This is a genomic window from Halomonas ventosae (assembly GCF_004363555.1).
GTDB classification, from domain to species: domain Bacteria; phylum Pseudomonadota; class Gammaproteobacteria; order Pseudomonadales; family Halomonadaceae; genus Halomonas; species Halomonas ventosae.
The window spans coordinates 72,001-92,991 of sequence record NZ_SNZJ01000014.1; the positions used below are offsets into that span (position 1 = coordinate 72,001).

Below are 20,991 nucleotides of genomic sequence, written 5' to 3' on the forward strand. Positions count from 1 at the left end.
CTTATAGACGACGGCGGTTTCAATAACCAAGCGCAACACCACCGCCCGATGGGGCGGTGGCTTGTACAAGACAGGCAGACACGGAAGGGTCAGCGCAGCGACAGGGCGGCACCTCCCTGACTGGCCTCCGCCTCGCGGTAGGCGCTGGCCTCCCGGGCCTCGACCTCCGGTGTGAAACGCACCAGCAGGGTACAGAGGGCGGCGATGATCACGGCCACGCCCAGGTAGAAGAGCCCCTGCTGGTAGCTGAGCGACTCGGAGCGGAACAGGAAGCCGGCGGCCACCGCACCGGCGTTGCCGCCGGCACCGACGATCCCGGCCACGGCGCCCAGCGCCCGCTTGTTGATGAAAGGCACCACGCCGAAGGTGGCCCCTTCCGCCATCTGCACGAAGAGACTGAACACCAGCATGATGCCGATGGCGAGTGCCAGCACATGCATCTGCGAGAAGAACATCAGGGCGATGCCCTCGCAGAGCATGGCGATGAACAGCCAGCGCACACGACCCTTCAGGCCGGCCTGCCGGGCGAAGAGGTCCGAGAAGATGCCGCCCAGGGTGCGGGCGAAGAGGTTCATCAGGCCGAAGAGGCCGGCGATCATGCCGGCGGTGGCCAGGGTCAGGTCGAAGTTGTCGAAGAAATAGATGGCGGCGATGTTGTGGATGGTCAGCTCGACACCGAAGCAGGCGGCATAGACCACGAACAGGGCCCAGACCCGGATGTCCCTGGCAGCGGCCAGGAAGGTCCGGCCGGCACTACTCTCGCCGCTTGCCGCCGGCAGCTCGCCGCGAGCACGCAGCTCATCGAAGTTGCCGTTGGGGGCATCCTGGGTGAAGCGATAGTAGGCGATGCCAGTGAGGAACAGCACCACGCCCGGGACCACCATGGCCAGCCGCCAGCCGAAGGCCTCGCTGACACCCAGCATCAGCAGGCCCGAGAAGATCAGCGGCATGAGGATCTGGGTGGTCCCGCCACCGAGGTTGCCCCAGCCTGCCGAGGTGGCGTTGGCGGTGCCCACCACGTTGGGCGCAAACATGATCGAGGTGTGGTACTGGGTGATCACGAAGGAAGCGCCGATGGCGCCGATCGCCAGGCGGGCGAGCAGGAAGGTCTCGAAGCTGTTGGCGAAACCGATGGCCATCACCGGCAGGGAGCCGAGGCAGAGCAGCCAGGTATAGGCCCGGCGGGGCCCGATGCGGTCGCAGAGCACGCCGATCAGCAGACGAACGACCACGGTGATCGCCACCGAGGCGATGATGGTGTTGCCGATCTGGGTCTTGGTCAGGCCGAGGTCATCGCGTACCACCGCCATGAGCGGGGCAATGCCGAACCAGCCGAAGAAGCAGAGGTGGAAGGCGAACCACGAGAAGTGGAAGGCACGCATCTGTGGCGTCTTGAGGGTGAACAGGCGAATCCTGTTGGCCTTGTTGCGGATCTCCATGGGAGTACCTCGTCGGGTGATGGTCGAACACACGATCCTGGGCCTTCGCCGTTGAAGGTCGGGTCCGACGCACTCGTACTCCGGGGAGCCTGGTCCACGTCGGCCTTGGCGTTGTTGAATGACGCAAGGTGTCTGTCTGAATCGCTTGTGATGGGTCGGTCTACCAGCGGGGGTGTCCGGTGACGTCTCTGCCTTGGTCGGCCTGCCAGGGAACTGGGCAATACTCGGCAAGCCCGGTCTTCATGCCCGGATCCACACCTCATCGCCCTTGAAGCTCACCGCCCAGGTGCGCAAACGTATGCCCGGGTTTTCCAGGCACTGGCCGTCCGCCAGCCGGTAGTGGTGCTTGTAGAGCGGCGAGGCCACGACCGGCTCGCCCTTCAGGTCGCCGACGATCCCCCGGGCATTGACGTTGGCGCCCGCCATGGGGTCGTGGTGGTCGAGGGCGTAGAGTTCGGGATCCTTGCCGGGTAAGTAGAAGAGAGCCACCTGGGCGGGGCCCTCGGTGGTCTCCACCCAGGCGGCGACGCCTGAGAAGGGCACCAGGTCGGCGCGGGTGCAGAGGGCTTGCCAGGTCTGTGTCATGGTCTTGGTCGCGGTAGCCGTATTCATGAGTGCTTCCTTGGAGTCAGCGAGAAATCGACGAGAGATGAGCGTCAAGCAGGGCGTAGCTGGCCGCGCTCTTCGGTCACGATGATGTCCGGGTCCGGGCGGCTGTCGTTGACGAAGCTGCGGAAGCGCTTGAGCTTCTCCGGGTCGTCGATGGCATTGGCCCACTCGCACTGGTAGGTGTCGATCACGGTCTGCATCTGGCGCTCCAGCGCCTCGCCTATCCCCAGGCGGTCGTCGATGACCACCTCCTTGAGGTAGGCCAGGCCACCCTCGAGGTTCTCGCGCCACACCGAGGTGCGCTGCAGGCGATCTGCGGTGCGCACGTAGAACATCAACAAGCGGTCGATGAGCTGGACCAGCCGCTCGTCGTCGAGGTCGGTGGCGAAGAGCTCTGCATGGCGAGGGCGCATGCCGCCGTTGCCGCAGACATAGAGGTTCCAGCCGTTCTCGGTGGCGATGACGCCGATGTCCTTGCCCTGGGCCTCGGCGCACTCCCGGGTACAGCCGGAGACACCGAACTTGAGCTTGTGGGGCGAGCGCAGGCCCTTGTAGCGGTGCTCCAGCCGGATCGCCATGCCCACGCTGTCCTGCACGCCATAGCGGCACCAGGTGCTGCCCACGCAGGACTTCACCGTGCGCAGCGACTTGGCATAGGCGTGGCCGGTCTCGAAGCCGGCGTCGAGCAGTTCGCTCCAGATCTCCGGGAGATCCTCCAGGCGGGCGCCGAACAGATCGATGCGCTGTCCGCCGGTGACCTTGGTATAGAGGCCGTACTTCTGCGCCACCTGGCCCAGCACCACCAGCTTGTCCGGGGTGATCTCGCCGCCGGGCACCCGCGGGACCACCGAGTAGGTGCCGTTCTTCTGCATGTTGGCCATGAAGGTGTCGTTGGTGTCCTGCAGCGGGATGTGGGCGGCATCGGTGATCGGCTCGTTGAAGCAGGAGGCGAGGATCGAGGCCACCGCCGGCTTGCAGATATCACAGCCGAGGCGGTGGGTCTTCGGGTTGCCGTGCACCTCCATCAGCTCGCTGAAGGTCTTGATGCCCTCGACACGCACGATGTCGAAGAGCGCCTGGCGGGTATGGGCGAAGTGCTCGCAGATCGAACGGTCGACCTCCACGCCGCGACTCTCCAGTTCGTGCTCCACGACGCTCTTGAGCAGGGCCGTGCAGCCGCCGCAGCCGGTGCTGGCCTTCGTCTCGCCCTTGATCGCGGCGAGGTCCCCGGCCCCGCCATCGATGCTGGCGCAGATATTGCCCTTGGTGACGTTGTGGCAGGAACAGATGGTGGCCGTCTCGGGCAGGGCGTCCGGTCCCAGCGTCGGGGCGCCTTCGCTGCTGGGCAGGATCAGCGAGGCCGGGTCCTCGGGAAGGTCGAGGCCGTTGCTGTAGTACTGCAGCAGGGTGTCATACACGCTGTTGTCGCCGACCAGCATGGCGCCCACCAGGCGCCTGCCGTCGCCGGAAACCACCAGCTTGCGGTACTGCTGCTTGAGCTGGTCGAGGTAGCGGAATACCCGGGCGCCGGGCGTCCGGTCGCCATGGGCATCGCCGATGGCCCCCACGTCGACCCCCAGCAGCTTGAGCTTGGTGCTCATGTCGGCGCCGCGGAAGCTCTCGCCCTCGCCGCCGAGCAGGGTGTCGGCGGCCACCTTGGCCATCTGGTAGCCGGGGGCGACCAGGCCGAAGATGCTGTTGTTCCAGAGCGCCACCTCGCCGATCGCCAGTATCGCCGGGTCGCTGGTCAGGCAGCGGTCGTCGATCACCACGCCGCCGCGCTCGCCCATCTCCAGGGCGCTCTCCCGGGCCAGCTCGTCGCGGGGACGGATGCCGGCGGAGAAGACGATCAGGTCGGCCTCCAGCACCTTGTCGTCCTGGAAGACCATGCGATGGCTGGCATCCACGCCATCCTCGATGCGCTGGGTGGCCCGGTCGGTATGGACCTGCACGCCCAGGGCCTCGATCTTCTCGCGCAGCAGCTCGCCCCCTTCGTCGTCGACCTGCATGGGCATCAGGCGCGGCGCGAACTCCACCACGGCGGTCTCCAGGTTCAGGCCGCGCAGGGCATTGGCCGCCTCCAGCCCCAGCAGGCCGCCACCCACCACCACGCCGGTAGAGGCATGCTCGGCGGCGGCGCGAATGGCATCCAGGTCGTCCAGGGTGCGATAGACCAGACAGCCAGGACGGTCGCTGCCGGGCATGGGCGGCACGAAGGGATAGGAGCCGGTGGCCAGCACCAGGCGATCGTAGGGGGTGCGGCCACTGTCGGTCACCACTTCCCCGGCGTCGCGGTCGATGGCGGTCACGGCCTCCGAGAGGCGCAGTTCGATGCCGTTGGCGGCATACCAGTCGACGTCGGAGAGGGCCAGGGCATCGGCATCGCGGCCGGTGAAGTACTCGGAGAGGTGCACCCGGTCGTAGGCGCGGTGACGCTCCTCGCCGAAGACGGTGATGGCGTAGCGCGCCGTGGCACCCCGCTCGATGAGCTGCTCGACCAGGTGGTGGCCGACCATGCCGTTACCGATGATGATCAGGTGTTGCTTGGGCGTGTTCATGCGGCCTCCTTGACGGGGCGGTCCGGGTTGTCGGAGTTGGTGTCGGAGTGGTGGGCATCGAGCAGGGCATCGGCATCCGCCGCACCGAGCAGCAGGGCCCGGCGACAGGGGCCGAGATCGCCGCCCGCCTGGGCCTGGTCGAACAGCCAGGGGCCCATGGCGGTGTCGCCATAGAGGATGGCGCCCTCGAGTCGGCCGTCACGCAGCAGCAGTCGGCGGTAGTCGCCCTGCTCGGGGTCGTGGTAGGCGAGCACGTCGTGGCCGGCGTCAGGCTCGATGGGGCCGAAGGCAAACAGCGAGATGCCGCTGATCTTGAGCTTGGTGGCGCAGGGCCTCTCCTCGTAGCGGATCCCCTCGGCGGGGTCGGCCGTCAGCCGCTCGGCGAGCACCTCGACCTGGCGCCAGATCGGCTCCACCAGCCCGTAGGTGGTGCCCTCGAACTGGCAGCACTCGCCCAGGGCGTGGATCGCCGGGTCGGAGGTGGTCAGGGTGTCGTCGACGACGATGGCCCGGTCGACGTCGAGTCCGGCGCGCTGGCCCAGTTCGGCATTGGGAGTGATGCCGGCGGCGACCACCACGCAGTCGGCCACCAGGCGCTGGCCGTCGACGAGGCGCACTCCGCTTACCCTGCCGTGGTGGTCGCCCTCGATCGCGGCCAGCTGCGCGCCGGTGTGGATGGCCAGGCCGCGACGAGCGAGCTCAGCCTCCAGCAGGCCGGCGGCGGTGGCATCGAGCTGGCGATTCATGAGGCGCGCAGAGCGCTGCAGCACGCATACCGCCAGGCCGCGTGAGCCCTGTCCTCGTTTACGCAGGCCCTCCGCGGCCTCCAGGCCGAGCAGCCCCCCGCCGATCACCACGACACGGCCGCCACGCTCGGCGACGCCTGCCAGGGCCTCGGCGTCGCTGAGGTCACGGAAGCCGTGGACGCCCGACAGCGCGATGCCGGGCACCGCCGGCATGGCCGGGCGCGAGCCGGTGGCCAGCACCAGGCGGTGATAATCGAGGGCACGACCGGCATCGGTGGTCAGCCGGCGTGCCACGCGATCGATGGACGCGACCCGCTCGCCGAGTAGCAGCTCGACGCCCTGCGCGGCGTACCACTCGGCCTCGCGCAGGGTGAGGGCCTGGCGCTCCATCTCGCCGGCCAGCCAGGGCGAGAGCAGGATGCGGTTGTAGGCGGGGGTGGCCTCGTCGCCAATCACGGTGATCCGCGCCGGTCGGCCCGGTTCCTTGAGCAGGGCCTCGACCAGCCGGTGGCCGGCCATGCCGTTGCCGATGATCACCAGGTGTTCGGTCTCGTGCGGGGCTGGGTGCATGATCAGGCACCTCCGATATGACAAAAAAAGAAGACGCCTCGGTGCTGCCCCGGCATCGGGGAGCACTGAGACGTCTTCGTCAGGAGGGGCGATCACCGTTGATCGCCGTTGTTACCCATCAACTAACAAGAACCCGGCCACAAGGCCGGGTTCGTGATATTACTTCACGTATTTCAACAAGATGGAGGTCTCTGCGCGAGGAGCAATATCACCATGCGCGGACCCTGGCTGCACATCACTGGTGCAGGGCAGCATCGAAATGCACGGGGGCGTGGCACTCGTGCAGGGTGCGGATATCGAGCGAGCGGCCCTTGTCGCGCAGCTGGCGTTGCAACGCCTCGGCGATCCGACCCATGGCCTCGACGTCGGGCCGCAGCAGGTCGCCACCGTAGAGGCGCTGGCATATGGGGGCCTGCCCCGCGGGCAGGCTATCGAGGTGGCTGACCGAGCGATCCAGGTAGGGCGGCAGCGCCAGCCAGTCACGGGCCTGGCGACGGTGTTCCGGCGTCTCGGCGAGCCAGTCGCTGGCGCTTTTCAGCGCGCGAAGCAGCGCCCCCAGCGTGGCCGGGTAGCGTCGTGCCCAGGAGCGGGTCACGCCCAGCACCTTCTCGGGGTGGTCGGGCCACAGCTGGGCGCCGCTGGCCACCAGTCGGCCGACCCCCTCATGCTCGGCGAGGCTGCCCCAGGGTTCGCCGACGCAGAAGCCGTCGATCTGCCCCTCGCGCAGGGCGGCGACCATGCGCGGCGGCGGCAGGGCGATCAGGTCGACGTCGCGTCCGGCGGCGAGCCCGCCCAGGGCCAGCCATTCGCGCAGCAGGAAATGCTGGCAGGAGAAGGGGTAGACCATGGCCAGGCGGGGCCGCGCTGCGTCCGGATGGCGGGCCCGCCACTCGCCCAGGGCGCGGGCGCTTTCGGCCGGATCGTCGCCCAGCGCCGCTCCGCTCTGCTCGCACAGCCGCGAGGAGAGCACGAGGGCGTTGCCGTTATGGCTGAGGGTGGCGGGTGCCAGGGTGTCACAGGGGGCACGCTCCATGCCCAGGCTCATGGCGAGCGGCAAGGGCGCGAGCATGTGAGCGCCGTCGAGCAGGCCAGCCGCGACCTTGTCGCGCAGCGTCGACCAGGCGTTCTCCCGTGACAGCGTGACCTCCAGGTCCTGTTCGGCAAAGAAGCCCTGCTCCCGGGCCACGATCAGCAGCACCGCATCGACCAGCGGGATGAAGCCGAGCGTCAGGTGCGCGAGTTCCGGTGTCGCGGCAGACGACATGGTGGTGTCCCTCATGGCAATGACCCCTTGTCCAGGTGCTCGAGGATATCGATGACGCTCTCGGCCACCTTGGCGATGCGCTGGCCGCGGTCCATGGCGATCTTGCGCAGCATGCGGTAGGCCTGCTCCTCGTCGCAGTCCTGGTGCTTCATCAAGAGCCCCTTGGCGCGCTCGATGCGCTTGCGGTCGGTGAGCTGGTTGCGGACCTTGTCGAGCTCCTGGCGCATCGATTGAAAGGCGTCGAAGCGGGCGATGGCGACCTCGATGATCGCCTTGACCCGGCTGGGGACCAGGCCGTCGACCACGTAGGCGCTGACGCCGGACTTGAGCGCCGCCTGCATGGTGTCGGGGTCGTGCTGGTCGGCGAAGAACACCACCGGACGGGGGTTCTCGCGGTTGAGCAGCGCCATGCTGTCGAGAGTGTCGCGGTCGGGCGATTCCATGTCGATGATCACCACGTCGGGTTGGTGGCGGGCGACCATCTCGTTGAGGCTGGCCGGGCCTTGCAGCCGACAGGCCACTTCGTGACCCTCCTGGGCCAGGGCCTCCTCGACCATGGCGGCGCGCACGAGTTCGTCGTCGACCAGCAGGATCTTCAGGGGTGGGGGCATGGTGACATCGCTCGTCGTTTGGCGTCTGACCCACCTGTAAGCAAGATGCATTCCAGGTTCGCCTTTTGCCGGTAGTGAGCGGCTTTGGCGGCGCGGCGACACCACCGGGTCGCCTCATGCTGCACTGCAGTGGTGCGGGCGCTTGCCCGAGTGCGTCGCGACTGGTGCAGGCAGGGCGCTCATGACGCGCCGCGAGCATCCCGTCGGGCAGGGCAACCGGTCAGGATGGCGAGGGTTTTCGTCGCCTGGCACATGGCTTGCTTGGGATAGAGCCAACAACCCGGGGTGGCCAGGCGGCCATCCCCGCGGCAGACGGCAACGACGCCCACCTGCGCCTTCCCTTCCGGGACGACGCGGTGGGCGTCTTCGTTTGCCCGCTCATTTCCGGCTAGCCTCGAGGAGGTCGACATGCAACAGGCCCGAACCACCTGCCCCTACTGTGGCGTCGGCTGTGGCGTTCTGGCCCAGCTGGACGACGAGCAGATGATCCACGTGGAGGGAGACGGCCAGCACCCGGCCAACTACGGTCGCCTGTGCGTCAAGGGCTCGGCGCTGCACGAGACGCTGGGGGAGCACGGCCGCTTGACCCGGCCTCGTGTCGACGGCACCGAGGTCGACTGGGATACCGCGCTGGACAGCGTGGCCACTCGCCTGGCGGCCATCCGCGAGTCGCGGGGGGCGGCGGCGATCGGCGCCTATCTCTCCGGGCAGCTGCTCACCGAGGACTACTACGTCGCCAACAAGCTGTTCAAGGGCTTCGTCGGCACGCCACATCTCGACACCAACTCGCGGCTGTGCATGGCCTCGGCGGTGGCCGCCCACAAGCGCGCCTTCGGCGTCGACGCCGTGCCGTGCTGCTACGAGGACCTGGAAGAGGCCGAACTGGTGGTGCTGGTGGGTTCCAACCTGGCCTGGAACCACCCGGTGCTCTACCAGCGCCTCAAGGCCGCCAAGACTCGCAATCCGCTGCTGCGCGTGGTGGTGATCGACCCCCGTGTCACCGATAGCTGCGAGATCGCCGACCTCTACCTGGGCCTGGCACCGGGCAGCGATGGCCGGCTTTTCTCCGGCCTGCTGGCACGGATGGCCGACACCGGCAGGCTCGACCGGGTCTACATTGACCGCCACACCGCTGGCCTCGAGGAGGCGCTGGCCGCGGCGCGGGAGGAGGACACCAGGGTGGAGGCAATCGCCGCCGACTGTGATCTCGACCCAGAGCGGCTGGAGACCTTCTACTACTGGTTCACTACCCAGCTGCATGTGGTGACGCTCTTCTCCCAGGGCATCAACCAGTCCTCCAGCGGCACCGACAAGGGCAACGCCATCATCAACTGCCACCTGGCGGGGGGCAAGATTGGCCTGCCGGGTGCCGGGCCCTTCTCGATCACCGGCCAGCCCAACGCCATGGGAGGGCGCGAGGTGGGCGGGCTGGCCAACCAGCTCGCCGCCCACATGGATTACGACACGCCCGGCGCCATCGACCGTGTCACGCGCTTCTGGACCACGCCGGGCCTGGTGCCGACCCTCCCCCAAGGGCCCGGCCACAAGGCGCTGGCGCTCTTCGAGGCCATCGAGCGTGGCGAGGTGCAGGCGGTGTGGATCATGGGCACCAACCCGGCGGTGAGCCTGCCCGATGCCAACCGCGTGCGCCGCGCCCTCGAGCGCTGCCCGCTGGTGATCGTCTCCGACTGCGCGGCCGCCACGGACCTGCTGCCCTACGCCGATATCGTCCTGCCGGCCTCCGGCTGGTCCGAGAAGGATGGCACCGTGACCAACTCCGAGCGTTGCATCTCGCGCCAGCGCGGCCTCCTGCCGCCGCCGGGAGAGGCACGCCACGACTGGTGGATCATGGTCGAGGTGGCCAGGCGCCTGGGGTTCGGCGAGGCCTTCGCCTACACCGATCCCGCCGAGATCTTCGACGAGCACGCGCAGCTCTCCGGCTTTGAAAACGAGGGGAGCCGGCTGTTCGATATCTCCGCCCTGGCCGGCCTCGACCGTGCTGCCTATGACGCCCTGGCCCCCATCCAGTGGCCGGTGACGGCCGACGCCCCCCATGGCACCGCCCGGCTGTTCGAGTCGGGCCGGTTCGCCACTCCGGATGGGCGAGCCCGGCTGGTGCCGGTGCGGCCCCGCGGCCCCGTGCAGTCACTCGTCCCGTCGCGTCCGCTACGCCTCAATACCGGCCGGGTGCGCGACCAGTGGCACACCATGACGCGCACCGGCCGGGCCCCGCGGCTGATGAACCACCGCGCTGAGCCCTACATTGACCTGCACCCGGACGATGCCGCCTCACACGGCATCGAGGACCAGCAGCTGGCGAGGCTCGTCGGCGCCGGCGGCGACTACGTCGGCCGGGCACGTCTCTCCCGGGCCCAGCGCCATGGTGAGCTCTTCGTGCCCATCCACTGGACCGACCAGTTCAGCGGCCGGGCGCGCATGGGCGCCCTGCTCGAGGGACACGTCGACCCCCTGTCAGGCCAGCCGGAGTCCAAGCACGGCGCCGTGTCCCTCGCGCCCCTGGCCTGTGCCTGGGAAGCGACACTGGTGATTGCCGATGACCTGGACGTCGAGCCGACCTGGTGCGGCGAGGTCGACTACTGGGTGCGTATCCCCCTGGCCCGGGCGCAGCGCTGGCAGCTGGCCGGCGGCCAGGCGCGGGACTGGCTGGCCTGGGCCGCCCGGCGGCTGGGGGTGGCGGCGTCGCTGTGGTGTGACGACCCGGCCCAGGGCCGCCTCCGGGCGGCGGGCCTCCAGGAGGGGCACCTGCGCTGGTGGCTGATGGTGGCGCCGCCGGCCGAGCTGCCCGGCCTGGCCTGGCTCGATGCGCGCTTCAGCGAGGCGGCGAGCGGTGAGGCGCTGTCCACGGGGCAGAGGCGTCGGCTGCTGGCCGGCTGCGATGACGGGGCCGGTGACAGCGGTCCGTTGGTCTGCAGCTGTCATCAGGTGGGAGAGGGGGCCATCGTCGCCGCCATCCGCGAGGGGGATGCCAGCGTCGAGGCGCTGGGCGCGCGTCTTGCCTGCGGCACCCAGTGCGGCAGCTGCATTCCCGAACTCAAGTCCCTGATCGAAGAGCATGCCGAAGAGGAGGGGAGCCATGCGCGCGTCAAGCCGCAACCCGAAGCCATTGATGTCGCTTGAGTCGGCAACCAGGGCGTGCATGCCGCTGGCGCGTCTCGCCCAGGGGACAGGCCGCTGGCTCGCCGAGCGGTTCGGCAGTGCCGCGCGTCCCGCGGATGGGCCGTTGGAAGGCGATCGCCGTAGCGGCCGCGTCTATCTGGTGGGCGCCGGCAGCGGGGCGGCCGACCTGTTGACGCTGCGTGCCGCCCGGCTGCTTCAGCAGGCCGATGCCGTGGTCTACGACCGCCTGGTCGGGGATGAAGTGCTGGCACTGATTCCCGCCGGGCGGGAGCGCCATGACGTGGGTAAGGCCCGTGGCCACCACAGCGTCCCCCAGGCCGAGATCGGCGAGCTGATGGTGAGGCTGGCACGTCAGGGCAAGTCGGTGGTGCGCCTCAAGGGCGGGGATCCCGGCGTGTTCGGGCGCATGGGGGAGGAGCTCGGTGTCCTGGGTGAGGCCGGCGTCCCGGCCGAGATCGTGCCCGGCATCACCGCCGCCTCGGCGGCCTGTGCCGCCATGGGCATCCCCCTCACCGATCGCGCCCATGCCCAGCAGTTGCGTTTCGTCACGGCCCAGCGCTGCCGGGAGGACGGCGAGCCGGACTGGGCCTCGCTGGCCTGCCGGGACGAGACCCTCGTGTTCTACATGGGACTTAGCAAGGTGTCGGCGATCTGTGAGGGGCTGCGTGGGGCGGGGCTCCCCGACGACTGGCCAGTGATGCTGGTGGCCAATGCCAGCCTGGCCGACCAGCGCTCACTGGTCGGGGACCTGGCTGACATGCCGGCCAGGCTGGCCGCCGAACCGCTCCCCTCGCCCTGCCTGATCGTGGTGGGCAGCGTGGTGCGCATGGCAGCCTCCACGCCGGCAGGCCATGCCGTGCCGCGTGACAGGTCGTCAAGGCATGAAACCTTAGGTCGTTGATGCAAGCCTGGCCGGGTGATCGTGATGATGCGGAAGTCACCCCCCGTCGTGCAGTAACCGCGATCAGCGGCACTGCTCCGTCACCCGCTCGACTGCTTGGATCCTGAATGCTTCGATATATCGATGACATCTCCTGGGCCTGCTGGGGGAGTCAGTGCAAGCCCTGGAAGTATCTTCTGGAGCCCGGGGCATTTCAGGCCTCGGAGCGGGTGCGATCATCGGACTGACGCGGGGGCTATACTGTGTTGACCCGTCGCGTGCCGGAGCATGCCGCCCCAGGCGAGCGTTGGGCGCCTGGTCGGGAGGCATCACCCGCGACGTCGGAGGTGACATGTCGGATATCCAGGTGGCCGTGCTGTTGGGTGATCCCCGGCTGCCTTATGGCTATGCCATCGGTGGCAGTTTCGGCGAGGAGGAACTGGACGCGGTCGAGCACCTGCGCGAAGCCCTCGCGCGGCTCGAGGGGTATCGTTTTACCTTTCTCGACGACCATGGGGCCTGGATCGACGACCTGCGGGCCAATCCCCCTGACCTGGCACTGAACCTCTGCGATACGGGCTTTCGCAACGACTGGGAGCTGGAGCGCGATGTGCCGGCGCTACTGGAGGTCCTGGGGATTCCCTATACCGGCGCCGATCCCATGAGCATCAGTCTCACTACCGACAAGGCCCTGGTGCGCGCCCTGGCGGCGGGGCAGGGCATTCCCGTCCCCAACGAGACCTACGTGGACCTGAGCGCGGCCCCGCTGGTCTTGCCGGCCATCTATCCCTGCCTGATAAAGCCCAACAGTAGCGGTGGCAGCTTCGGCATCACTCGGGATTGCGTGGTACGGGATGTCGGGGAAGCAGAGGCTTACCTGCAGTGGCTAGCGCAGCAACCCGGCGTCGCCGATGCCCTGATCCAGGACTTCCTCACCGGCCCGGAGTATACCCTGGGGCTGGTCGGCAACAGCGCGAGCGGCTTCACGGTGCTGCCGCCGCTGGAGATCGACTACTCGGCGCTGGATCCCGAATTGCCGCCCATCCTGACCTACGGCTCCAAGGCCGATCCCGGCTCGCCCTACTGGGAGAAGCTCCGTTTCCGGCGGGCCGAGCTCGATGACGTGACCTGGGGTCAGCTGATTGATCATTCGGTCAAGCTGTTTCGCCGCCTGGGGCTTCGCGACTATGCGCGCATCGACTTTCGCAAGGGCGAGGATGGCCAGCCGCGGTTGCTCGACGTCAACACCAACCCGACCTGGTCCTGGGACGGCAAGCTGGCGCTGATGGCCGAGTGGGCGGGCTATCCCTACCATGAGCTGCTGCGGCTGATCCTCGAGGCCGCGATCACCCGTTATGGCCTGCGCGGTCCTGCCTGAGTCCCGTCACAGCAGCCGGCGCACGATCTCCTCGTCCCAGTCCCGGCGCGCGAAGAGCGCGTCGCCCTCGTAGGCCTTCAGCACGCCGCGGATCCGGAAGCTCCGTGAGGTGGCGGTCAGGCTGGTGCGGCATTCCAGACGGGTGGACCAGTTGCCTCGCTGGTGGGTGGTGGTCTGCTCGACCGTCACTTCGGCCGTTTCGGGGTCGTAGTCGTGGATACGATAGGTCTTGGCGAGGGTATAGCCGACCGTCAGGTCGATGTCTTCGATCCGAGCCAGCGCGGCATCGCCGAAGTCGCCGCCGGTGGTGGCGATCCGGTAGGTCGACATGCCAGTGGTCAGGTCGCGTTCCACCCGGCGCTGGAAGGGGGCCACCTTCAGGGTCGTCATCTCCGGCATGGGGCCGCGTTCCGGTGGCTCGAAGGGCCGTAGCTCGGCGTCCTCGGGGCGGGGCGGTCGTTCCGGCAGTGTCAGCTGGCTGATCCCGGTATGCAGCGTCAGGTTGACCGGTGCCGGTGCCGGCCAGGTCACCGGCCAGTAGCTGGTCGAGATCGCCAGCCGGATGGTGTGGCCGGGCGCGAAGGCATAGGCGATGTCGTTGAGCTGCACTGTCACCCGATAGCGGCGTCCCGGTTCCAGCGGGCTAGGGTGTTCGCGGCTGTCGCGCTGGGTGAGGTTGAGCAGGCCATAGCTGACCCGCGCCGAGGCGCCGTCCGGGGCGACGTCGTTGAGGCGCACGATGACGTAGGCCACCGGCCGGTCCACCGAGAGCTCGATCGAGACACCGGGGGCACCCAGGATCTCGAGGCGCCGATCGAGGGGATCCGAGTCGAAGACCAGGGACTTGCCGTCGTCTTCCCGCTGGTCGATGGGCGCCTCGCCCTCGGAGCCGAACCCGTACCAGTCGCCGGCGCCCAGGCCGGTCGTCTGCGGTGAGGCGATGCGCATGCGGTCCTCGCCATCGGCCTTCTCGCCCAGCGACAGCACGTTCAGGTGGAGCGTCTTAGGCTGGATCCTCGGCGAGGGCCAGCTCGTTTCCGCCACCCAGCGGCCCGGACGCTCGGCATACATCGGGGCGGGCGGCACGTACTCCTCCATCCAGACCCGCAGCAGGGGTTCGTCCATGATCCCGGTGTCGAGGCCCTTCAGCCAGTGGTCCCACCAGCGCAGGGCCTCCTGGAAGAAGCCGATCGCCGGGCCGGGCAGGGCGGCGTGGGGGAAGGCATGGGACCAGGGGCCGATCAGGCCCTTGCACGGCGCCTTCAGCCCGGCCAGCAGGCGGGGAATGGCGTTGACGTAGCCATCGGCCCAGCCCCCCACCGCGTACACCGGGCAGGTCACCGCGTCGAAGTCCTCGCAGACCGAGCCGTGCCGCCAATAGGCGTCGCGGTGAGGGTGGCGCATCCACACCAGCGGGTAGAAAGGGGCCTGCTCGATGCGATGTTTCCACTGGGGGCGCCATCGTGCCCCGACGATGTCGGGATCCGGCGGGGTCGTGGCGCAGGACAGCAGCACGGACCCCCAGCCGAGGTTCTCGTTGAGCAGGCAGCCCCCCTGGTAGTGGACATCGTCGGTGTAGCGGTCGTCGGTGGAACACATGGTGATGATGGCCTTGAGCGGGGCCGGCCGCAGGGCCGCCACCTGCAGCGCGTTGAAGCCGCCCCAGGAGATGCCCATCATGCCGACCTCGCCGCTGCACCAGGGCTGGGTGACCAGCCAGTCGATGGCCTCCACGGCATCGTCGAGCTCCTGCTGGAGATACTCGTCTTGGAGCAGGCCATCGGAGTCGCCGCTGCCGCGCAGGTCGAGGCGCACGCAGGCATAGCCATGCCCGGCGAAATAGCGGTGCAACGGCTCGTCGCGCAGGCGGGTGAAGTCACGTTTGCGGTAGGGCATGTACTCCAGGATGGCCGGCACCGGCTCGGATTCCGCGTCGGTGGGACACCAGATCCGGGCCGCCAGTCGCGTCCCGTCTTTCATCGGGATCCAGACGTTCTCGATGACGCGAACCTCACGGGGAAAATCCTCGACGATCTTCATGACGCTACCCTCCGGGCCGCACCGGCAGGGGCGGTGCTTGCTAAAGCATATACGACGACGGCAAACCCGGCGTCCGGTCGTGTTGCGCCGCCGAACGGGGCGGGGCACGCGACGCGCCTCATGGCCGCGAGGGTATATGCTGAAGCTTGTCGGTGGGGGCCAGGCCGGTGTCGGGGTCGCGATGCCGGATGTCGGGGGAGGAGCGGGGATGGCGGATGCACAGCAGGATGATGTGACGGTCATCGAGAATGCCTGGATCCCCATGCCGGATGGCGCCCGGCTGGCGGCCAAGCTGTGGCTGCCGGCGGGTGCCGAGTCGATCGGCGTCCCCGCGGTCCTCGAGTACATCCCCTACCGCAAGGGGGACTTCCGGGTGATCCGGGACAGCCAGATTCATGGCCACTTCGCCCGGCACGGCTATGCCGCGGTCCGGGTGGACCTGCGCGGCAGCGGCGACTCCGATGGCGTGCTCCATGACGAATACCTCTCCCAGGAGCTGGAGGACGGCGTCGAGGTGATCCGCTGGATCGCCGCCCAGCCCTGGTGCAACGGACGAGTCGGGATGATCGGCATCTCCTGGGGCGGCTTCAATGGCCTGCAGATCGCCGCCCTGCAACCCCCCGAGCTGCAGGCCGTGATCACCGTCTGCTCCTCGGACGATCGCTACACCGACGATGTCCATTACATGGGCGGCTGCCTGCTGACCGACAACCTCTCCTGGGCCTCGGTGATGCTCTCCTACAACGCCTGTCCCCCGGACCCGACCATCGTCGGTGAGCGCTGGCGCGAGCTGTGGCAGCGGCGGCTGGAGCACAGCGGGCTCTGGTTGAAGACCTGGCTGGACCACCAGCGGCGGGATGCCTACTGGCGCCACGCTTCGGTCTGCGAGGACTTCGCGGCGATCCGCTGTCCGGTGTTCGCGGTCAGCGGCTGGGCCGATGGCTACTGCAACACGGTGTTCCGGCTGATCCACCACCTGAAGGTGCCACGCAAGGGACTGGTCGGGCCCTGGAACCACAAGTATCCCCACCTGGGTGGTCCGGGACCCTCCATCGACTTCCTTGGCGAGTGCCTGCGCTGGTGGGATCGTTGGCTCAAGGATCACGACAACGGCGTGGATCGGGAGCCCCTGCTGCGCGCCTGGATGCAGGACAGCGTCTCGCCGATCAGTGACGACCGTCCCGGGCGCTGGGTCGCCGAGACCCAGTGGCCCAGCCCCCGCCTGCGGCCACGGGTCTATGCGCTGTCCCGGGAAGGCCTGGTCGCCGGGGAGCCCGCAGAGGGCGCTCCCTTGTCGATTCGCAGCCCGCTGAGCGTGGGGCTCTTCGCTGGCAAGTGGTGCAGCTATGCGGAGAGCACCGACCTCCCGACCGACCAGCGGCTGGAGGATGGCGGCTCGCTGTGCTTCGATACGCCGCCGCTGGCCCGGGATGTCGAGATCCTCGGCGAGCCCTTCGTCGAGCTCGAGCTCTCGGCGGACCGGCCCCAGGCGATGGTCGCCGTGCGGCTCTCCGACATCGGGTCCGACGGCACCGTCACCCTGGTGAGCTACGGGCTCTGCAACCTCAGTCATCGCCATGGCCACGACCGACCCGAGCCGCTGACGCCAGGCGAAACCTGCCGGGTCAGGGTCCGCCTCAATCACGTTGCCCAGTGCTTCCCCGCGGGCAACCGCATCCGCGTGGCGCTCTCCTCCTCGTACTGGCCGCTGGCCTGGCCGTCGCCGTCTCCGGCGACGTTGACGCTCCATCCGCGAGGCTGTCGCTTGGCCCTGCCTCAGCGTCCCCGACGGGGCGCGGACAGGACCCTGCCCGGTCTCGGTGAGCCCCGCATGGCGCCAGGCCCGACCACCACTCTGCTGGTGCCGGCCCATCGGGAATGGACGGTGCTCTTCAACCTGGCCACCAACGAGGCTACGCTCGGGATCATCGACAACGATGGCAGCTGGCGCCTCGACGACCTGGGCCTGACGCTCGGCTATGACGTCACTGAACGCTACTCCCAGGCCAACGACGACTACGCCACGGTGAGCGGCGAGGTCGTCAATCGGCGCAGGTTCGAGCGCGGCGATTGGCGGGTGGATATTGTCACACGCACGGTGATGACCAGCACGGCCAGCCACTTCCATCTCAATGCTACCCTGGATGCCTACGAAGGCGACGAGCGGGTCTTCTCCCGTACCTGGAACGAGGTCATCCCCCGGGACCATCTGTGAGTCTCGCCGGTCGAAACGACCATGGCCGGGCACTGGAATCCTGGTGGGCGCAGGGCGGCAGCCCTGTCCTCGGTCTATGTTGCACTGCACAATAATCTCTGCTATTGTGCAGTGCAGCAGAGCGGGAATCTCCCGTTCCATCGCATTCAGAACCCAGGAGGTTCTCATCATGACCAACGCATTCGCATTCGACACCAAGCAATTCGACACCGCCCAGTTCGAGTCCATGTTCGTCGCCCCGGCGCGCGCCTTCGCCGCCCTGTCCGTCGATCTCACCGAGAAGCTGGTCAATGCGCAGCTCGAGGCCACCAAGGCCTATGCAGACATCAACCTGGCGCAGCTGCGCAGCCTGGTGGAGGTCAAGGATGCCGAAGGTCTGAAGGGCTACCTGGAAGGCCAGCAGAAGGTCGCCACGGAGCTGACCGAACGCCTGAAGGGCGATGCCGAGAAGGTCGTGGCCCTGCAGCAGGAGTTCGTCGAGGAGAGCCAGAAGCTGACCGAGGGCAGCGTCAAGCAGGCCCAGGAAAGCGCCAAAGGGGCCACCGAGACTGCCACCAAGGCCGTCAAGGAAGCTGCACCCAAGGCCAAGTAAGCCGTTGGCCCGCACTGCGGGCCACGCTGACGCCAGACCACAGGTCGCCGATCCATGATCGGCGGCCTGTTTTCGTCGGGCGCAGGTCAGCGCGACCTATCCTGGAGACGGGGGATTAACTCGATGGCGGGGGATGTCAGGCACGCCCGCGCCTTGTGCCAATCTGGACCTTTTCGGTACCATTTCCTGACGCCTCATGGCGGCTTGCACGGCGGAGCGTCCCAGGGAACGATCATGCAGACCAACCTCGAGAAGCATCAGGCGACCCGGCGCGTCACCATCCTCTCCGCGGCGATCAATACCCTGCTCGGCGTGGCCAAGATCATCGTCGGTTGGCTTGTCGGCTCCGCTGCCCTGGTCGCTGACGGCGTGCACTCCTTCTCCGACCTGGTGACCGACGGCTTCGTGCTCGCCGCGTCCCATTATGGCCACCAGGGACCCGACCACGACCACCACTACGGCCACGGCCGCATCGAGACCCTGGCCACCCTGTTCCTGGGCAGCGTACTGATCTTCGTGGCCGGCGGTATCGCCTGGTCGAGCCTCGAGCGCCTCATCTCCTCTGCGGTGATTCCGCCGCCCGGCTATGGGGCGATCCTGTTGACTGCCCTGGCGCTGCTGACCAAGGAGTGGCTCTTCCACCTGACACGCCGGGTGGCCCGCCGCATCGGCTCGAAGATGCTCGAGGCCAACGCCTGGCACCACCGCAGCGACGTGCTCTCCACCGGCGTGGTGATGGTCGCCCTGGTTGGCAGCCAGTTCGGCGCCACCTGGATCGATACCGTGGCGGCGGTGATCGTCGGCCTGATGGTCGGCAAGGTGGGCTGGGACCTGCTGTGGGAGTCGGGCCGGGAGCTGGTGGATACCGCCCTGCCGGTGGCCACCCAGGAGGAGATGCGCGAGGTGGCGAAAAGCGTGGCGGGCGTCGCGGGCATCCACGACCTGCGCACCCGCCAGTCGGCCGGACATACGATGCTCGACCTGCACGTGGTGGTGTCGCCGCGGATCAGCGTCTCGGAGGGCCACGAGATCGGCAACGAGGTGAGCCGCCGCCTGCGCCACGCCTTCCCCGCCCTCACCGACCTCACCTTCCATATCGACCCCGAGGACGATGCCGGCGAGGGCGACCCCAGCCGTTTCCCGGGGCTGCCATTGCGCCCCCAGGTGGAGGCCGCCCTGGCCGAGCGCTGGGGAGAGCTGGATGTCTGGGCGGCAATCCGCGAGATGGAACTGCACTACCTGGAGGGGGCGGTCACGGTGGTGGTCTGCCTGGACGAGCCGTCGCCCTTCGAGAGCGACGCCGTGATCCGACGCCTCGAGGCCCGTGCCCATGACATCGACTGGCTCTCCCACGTCGAGGTTCGACGCCTGGCGGGCGCTCCGCACCTGCCGGCGACCGGCTGACGCCGCCGACGTCTCCCCGTCATCATGATCATCGCCGGATGCGCAGGCCATGCTGCTTGAGCTTCCTGACGACGCTGGGCTGGCTGACGCCGAGCCGTTCGGCGATGGCGTAGGTCGAGGAAAGAGACTCGCAGAGCTCGGCGAGGATGGTGCGCTCGGTACGGCTCAGGGCCTCCTTGAGGCCTTCCTCCTCGCCGAGAGCCGGATAGGAGATGGAACTCCGGTCAGCGGCGTCGTCGTGCCGGGACGCTGCGGCAGGGTGGCTCGGGCGCGGCGTGTCGGCATGGATCACATCATCGCTGGATAACCAGGCCCGCTCCAGCCAGTTCTCCAGCTCCCGCACGTTGCCGGGCCACTCCTGGCGCATCAGCGATTGCCAGCTGCTCCGAGCGAGGAGCTTCTCCTGGCCATAGCGTCGATTGAGCCGCTTCAACTGGCGCTCTACCAGGCCGGGTATATCCTCGCGGCGCTCACGAAGCGGCGGCAGGGTGACCGGGATGACGTTCAGCCGATAGTAGAGGTCCAGGCGGAACGCCCCTTCCTCCACCCGTCGGCCGAGATCCTGGTTGGTGGCCACCACCAGGCGGAAGTCGACGCGGCGGGACTGGTTGTCGCCCAGCCGAGAGATGCGCCCATCCTGGATGGCCTTCAGCAGCTTGGTCTGCACCCCCAGGGGCAGCTCGCCGATCTCGTCGAGAAAGAGCGTGCCGCCTGCGGCCTGCTCGATCAACCCGATGCGTCCGCCGGGCGCGGCACCGCTGAAGGCTCCGGGGCGATAGCCGAACATCTCCGCCTCGAACAGGCTTTCGGGGATGGCGGCACAGTTGACGTCGACGAAGGGGCCATCGCGGCGCGAGCTCCAGCGATGCAGCTGGCGGGCGAAGGCCGTCTTGCCGACGCCAGACTCGCCGAGCATCATCACGGTCGCGTCGGTGGGGGCCACCCGGCGGAGCAGCAGGGCCACCTCCCGCATCAGCGGGCTCTTCACCTCCAGCTCGTCGAGCTCGCTCTCCAGTGCCGCATCCTCCTGCTCGAGTGCCTGGCTGCGCTTCAGGTGGTCGCTGAAACGCTGCTGCAGCAGGGTGTATTCCTGCTGCAGCAGCTGAAGGTCGGTGAGGTCCATGGAGCGGCTGACCACGGCGACCAGCTTGCTCTCCTCGAAGACCGGATGGGCCTGGGCAATCACCCGGCGACCGGTGCCGGTGCGCTGCGCGATCTGAGCGGGCTTGCCGGTTCGCATCACTTCCAGGCTGATCGAGGGGTTCAGCACCCCATCGGCTTCGAGGCGCTGCACGGTGCTGGCACGCAGCGCTTCGCAGGAGATGCCGTAGACCGCGGCGGCACTGGGACTCACATGGCGAACCTTGCCGTCGGCATCGACCACGAAGAAGTGGTCATGGGCGGTGTCGACGATGGTCCTGAGGATGAGGCTATCGATGGTGCTCATGTGACCGCCTTCGATTCATGGATGCATCATTGATTCATTATTGCATCGCCGTCGAGCCGATAGTGATCCAATTCTGGATCATTGGCCCGCAATCGGCCCC

General features: G+C 68.1%; 14 protein-coding genes. 6 read left to right on the forward strand and 8 right to left on the reverse strand.

Annotated features, from left to right (window positions below; genetic code table 11):
* Positions 1-89: 89 nt before the first annotated feature.
* From DFP85_RS12585 to DFP85_RS12610, 6 genes are all read right to left on the reverse strand, one after another.
* Complete coding sequence (locus DFP85_RS12585; protein WP_133636612.1) at positions 90-1,439, reverse strand: MFS transporter; 1,350 nt, start codon at positions 1,437-1,439, stop codon at positions 90-92.
* 240 nt (positions 1,440-1,679) lie between these two features.
* Positions 1,680-2,051, reverse strand: a complete 372-nt coding sequence (nirD, locus tag DFP85_RS12590; RefSeq protein ID WP_133636613.1) for a nitrite reductase small subunit NirD — start codon at positions 2,049-2,051, stop codon at positions 1,680-1,682.
* A gap of 44 nt (positions 2,052-2,095) precedes the next feature.
* Entirely contained in the window at positions 2,096-4,606 is a 2,511-nt protein-coding gene (nirB, locus tag DFP85_RS12595) for a nitrite reductase large subunit NirB (RefSeq protein WP_133636614.1), read from the reverse strand.
* Positions 4,603-5,922 carry an NAD(P)/FAD-dependent oxidoreductase gene (locus DFP85_RS12600; protein ID WP_133636615.1) on the reverse strand — a complete coding sequence of 440 codons (1,320 nt, stop codon included), beginning with the start codon at positions 5,920-5,922 and terminating at the stop codon, positions 4,603-4,605. Before DFP85_RS12600 ends, nirB begins: the two co-directional genes overlap by 4 nt.
* A 235-nt stretch (positions 5,923-6,157) precedes the next feature.
* On the reverse strand, positions 6,158-7,201 hold the full coding sequence (locus DFP85_RS12605; RefSeq protein WP_243737297.1) for a CmpA/NrtA family ABC transporter substrate-binding protein: 1,044 nt from the start codon (positions 7,199-7,201) through the stop codon (positions 6,158-6,160).
* Positions 7,198-7,797, reverse strand: a complete 600-nt coding sequence (locus tag DFP85_RS12610) for an ANTAR domain-containing response regulator (RefSeq protein WP_133636617.1) — start codon at positions 7,795-7,797, stop codon at positions 7,198-7,200. Before DFP85_RS12610 ends, DFP85_RS12605 begins: the two co-directional genes overlap by 4 nt.
* Positions 7,798-8,205: 408 nt before the next feature.
* Here DFP85_RS12610 and DFP85_RS12615 point away from each other — a divergent pair, with 408 nt between their 5' ends.
* From DFP85_RS12615 to DFP85_RS12625, 3 genes are all read left to right on the forward strand, one after another.
* Complete coding sequence (locus tag DFP85_RS12615) at positions 8,206-10,935, forward strand: nitrate reductase (protein WP_133636618.1); 2,730 nt, start codon at positions 8,206-8,208, stop codon at positions 10,933-10,935.
* A 19-nt stretch (positions 10,936-10,954) separates the two neighbouring features.
* On the forward strand, positions 10,955-11,836 hold the full coding sequence (gene cobA / locus DFP85_RS12620; RefSeq protein WP_243737298.1) for a uroporphyrinogen-III C-methyltransferase: 882 nt from the start codon (positions 10,955-10,957) through the stop codon (positions 11,834-11,836).
* A 331-nt stretch (positions 11,837-12,167) separates the two neighbouring features.
* On the forward strand, positions 12,168-13,193 hold the full coding sequence (locus DFP85_RS12625; RefSeq protein WP_133636620.1) for a D-alanine--D-alanine ligase family protein: 1,026 nt from the start codon (positions 12,168-12,170) through the stop codon (positions 13,191-13,193).
* Between the two features lie 6 nt (positions 13,194-13,199).
* On the opposite strand, the gene DFP85_RS12630 is transcribed toward DFP85_RS12625, so the two are convergent.
* Entirely contained in the window at positions 13,200-15,233 is a 2,034-nt protein-coding gene (locus DFP85_RS12630; RefSeq protein ID WP_133636621.1) for a CocE/NonD family hydrolase, read from the reverse strand.
* A gap of 208 nt (positions 15,234-15,441) precedes the next feature.
* Here DFP85_RS12630 and DFP85_RS12635 point away from each other — a divergent pair, with 208 nt between their 5' ends.
* From DFP85_RS12635 to DFP85_RS12645, 3 genes are all read left to right on the forward strand, one after another.
* On the forward strand, positions 15,442-17,448 hold the full coding sequence (locus DFP85_RS12635; RefSeq protein WP_133636622.1) for a CocE/NonD family hydrolase: 2,007 nt from the start codon (positions 15,442-15,444) through the stop codon (positions 17,446-17,448).
* A 169-nt stretch (positions 17,449-17,617) separates the two neighbouring features.
* Positions 17,618-18,040 (forward strand): phasin family protein, encoded by a 423-nt coding sequence (locus tag DFP85_RS12640; protein ID WP_133636623.1) that lies wholly within the window; start codon positions 17,618-17,620, stop codon positions 18,038-18,040.
* Between the two features lie 234 nt (positions 18,041-18,274).
* Entirely contained in the window at positions 18,275-19,444 is a 1,170-nt protein-coding gene (locus DFP85_RS12645) for a cation diffusion facilitator family transporter (protein ID WP_133636624.1), read from the forward strand.
* Positions 19,445-19,472: 28 nt separating this feature from the next.
* On the opposite strand, the gene DFP85_RS12650 is transcribed toward DFP85_RS12645, so the two are convergent.
* The gene (locus DFP85_RS12650; protein WP_133636625.1) at positions 19,473-20,891 is read right to left on the reverse strand and encodes a sigma-54 interaction domain-containing protein; all 1,419 of its coding nucleotides are present in this window, start codon (positions 20,889-20,891) and stop codon (positions 19,473-19,475) included.
* Positions 20,892-20,991 lie beyond the last annotated feature (100 nt).

Excerpts from the sequence above, each read along its gene's own strand:
- DFP85_RS12585 (WP_133636612.1), bottom strand. The coding sequence starts at position 1,439 with ATGGAGATCCGCAACAAGGCCAACAGGATTCGCCTGTTCACCCTCAAG.
- nirD (WP_133636613.1), bottom strand. The coding sequence starts at position 2,051 with ATGAATACGGCTACCGCGACCAAGACCATGACACAGACCTGGCAAGCC.
- nirB (WP_133636614.1), bottom strand. The coding sequence starts at position 4,606 with ATGAACACGCCCAAGCAACACCTGATCATCATCGGTAACGGCATGGTC.
- DFP85_RS12600 (WP_133636615.1), bottom strand. The coding sequence starts at position 5,922 with ATGCACCCAGCCCCGCACGAGACCGAACACCTGGTGATCATCGGCAAC.
- DFP85_RS12605 (WP_243737297.1), bottom strand. The coding sequence starts at position 7,201 with ATGAGGGACACCACCATGTCGTCTGCCGCGACACCGGAACTCGCGCAC.
- DFP85_RS12610 (WP_133636617.1), bottom strand. The coding sequence starts at position 7,797 with ATGCCCCCACCCCTGAAGATCCTGCTGGTCGACGACGAACTCGTGCGC.
- DFP85_RS12615 (WP_133636618.1), top strand. The coding sequence starts at position 8,206 with ATGCAACAGGCCCGAACCACCTGCCCCTACTGTGGCGTCGGCTGTGGC.
- cobA (WP_243737298.1), top strand. The coding sequence starts at position 10,955 with ATGCCGCTGGCGCGTCTCGCCCAGGGGACAGGCCGCTGGCTCGCCGAG.
- DFP85_RS12625 (WP_133636620.1), top strand. The coding sequence starts at position 12,168 with ATGTCGGATATCCAGGTGGCCGTGCTGTTGGGTGATCCCCGGCTGCCT.
- DFP85_RS12630 (WP_133636621.1), bottom strand. The coding sequence starts at position 15,233 with ATGAAGATCGTCGAGGATTTTCCCCGTGAGGTTCGCGTCATCGAGAAC.
- DFP85_RS12635 (WP_133636622.1), top strand. The coding sequence starts at position 15,442 with ATGGCGGATGCACAGCAGGATGATGTGACGGTCATCGAGAATGCCTGG.
- DFP85_RS12640 (WP_133636623.1), top strand. The coding sequence starts at position 17,618 with ATGACCAACGCATTCGCATTCGACACCAAGCAATTCGACACCGCCCAG.
- DFP85_RS12645 (WP_133636624.1), top strand. The coding sequence starts at position 18,275 with ATGCAGACCAACCTCGAGAAGCATCAGGCGACCCGGCGCGTCACCATC.
- DFP85_RS12650 (WP_133636625.1), bottom strand. The coding sequence starts at position 20,891 with ATGAGCACCATCGATAGCCTCATCCTCAGGACCATCGTCGACACCGCC.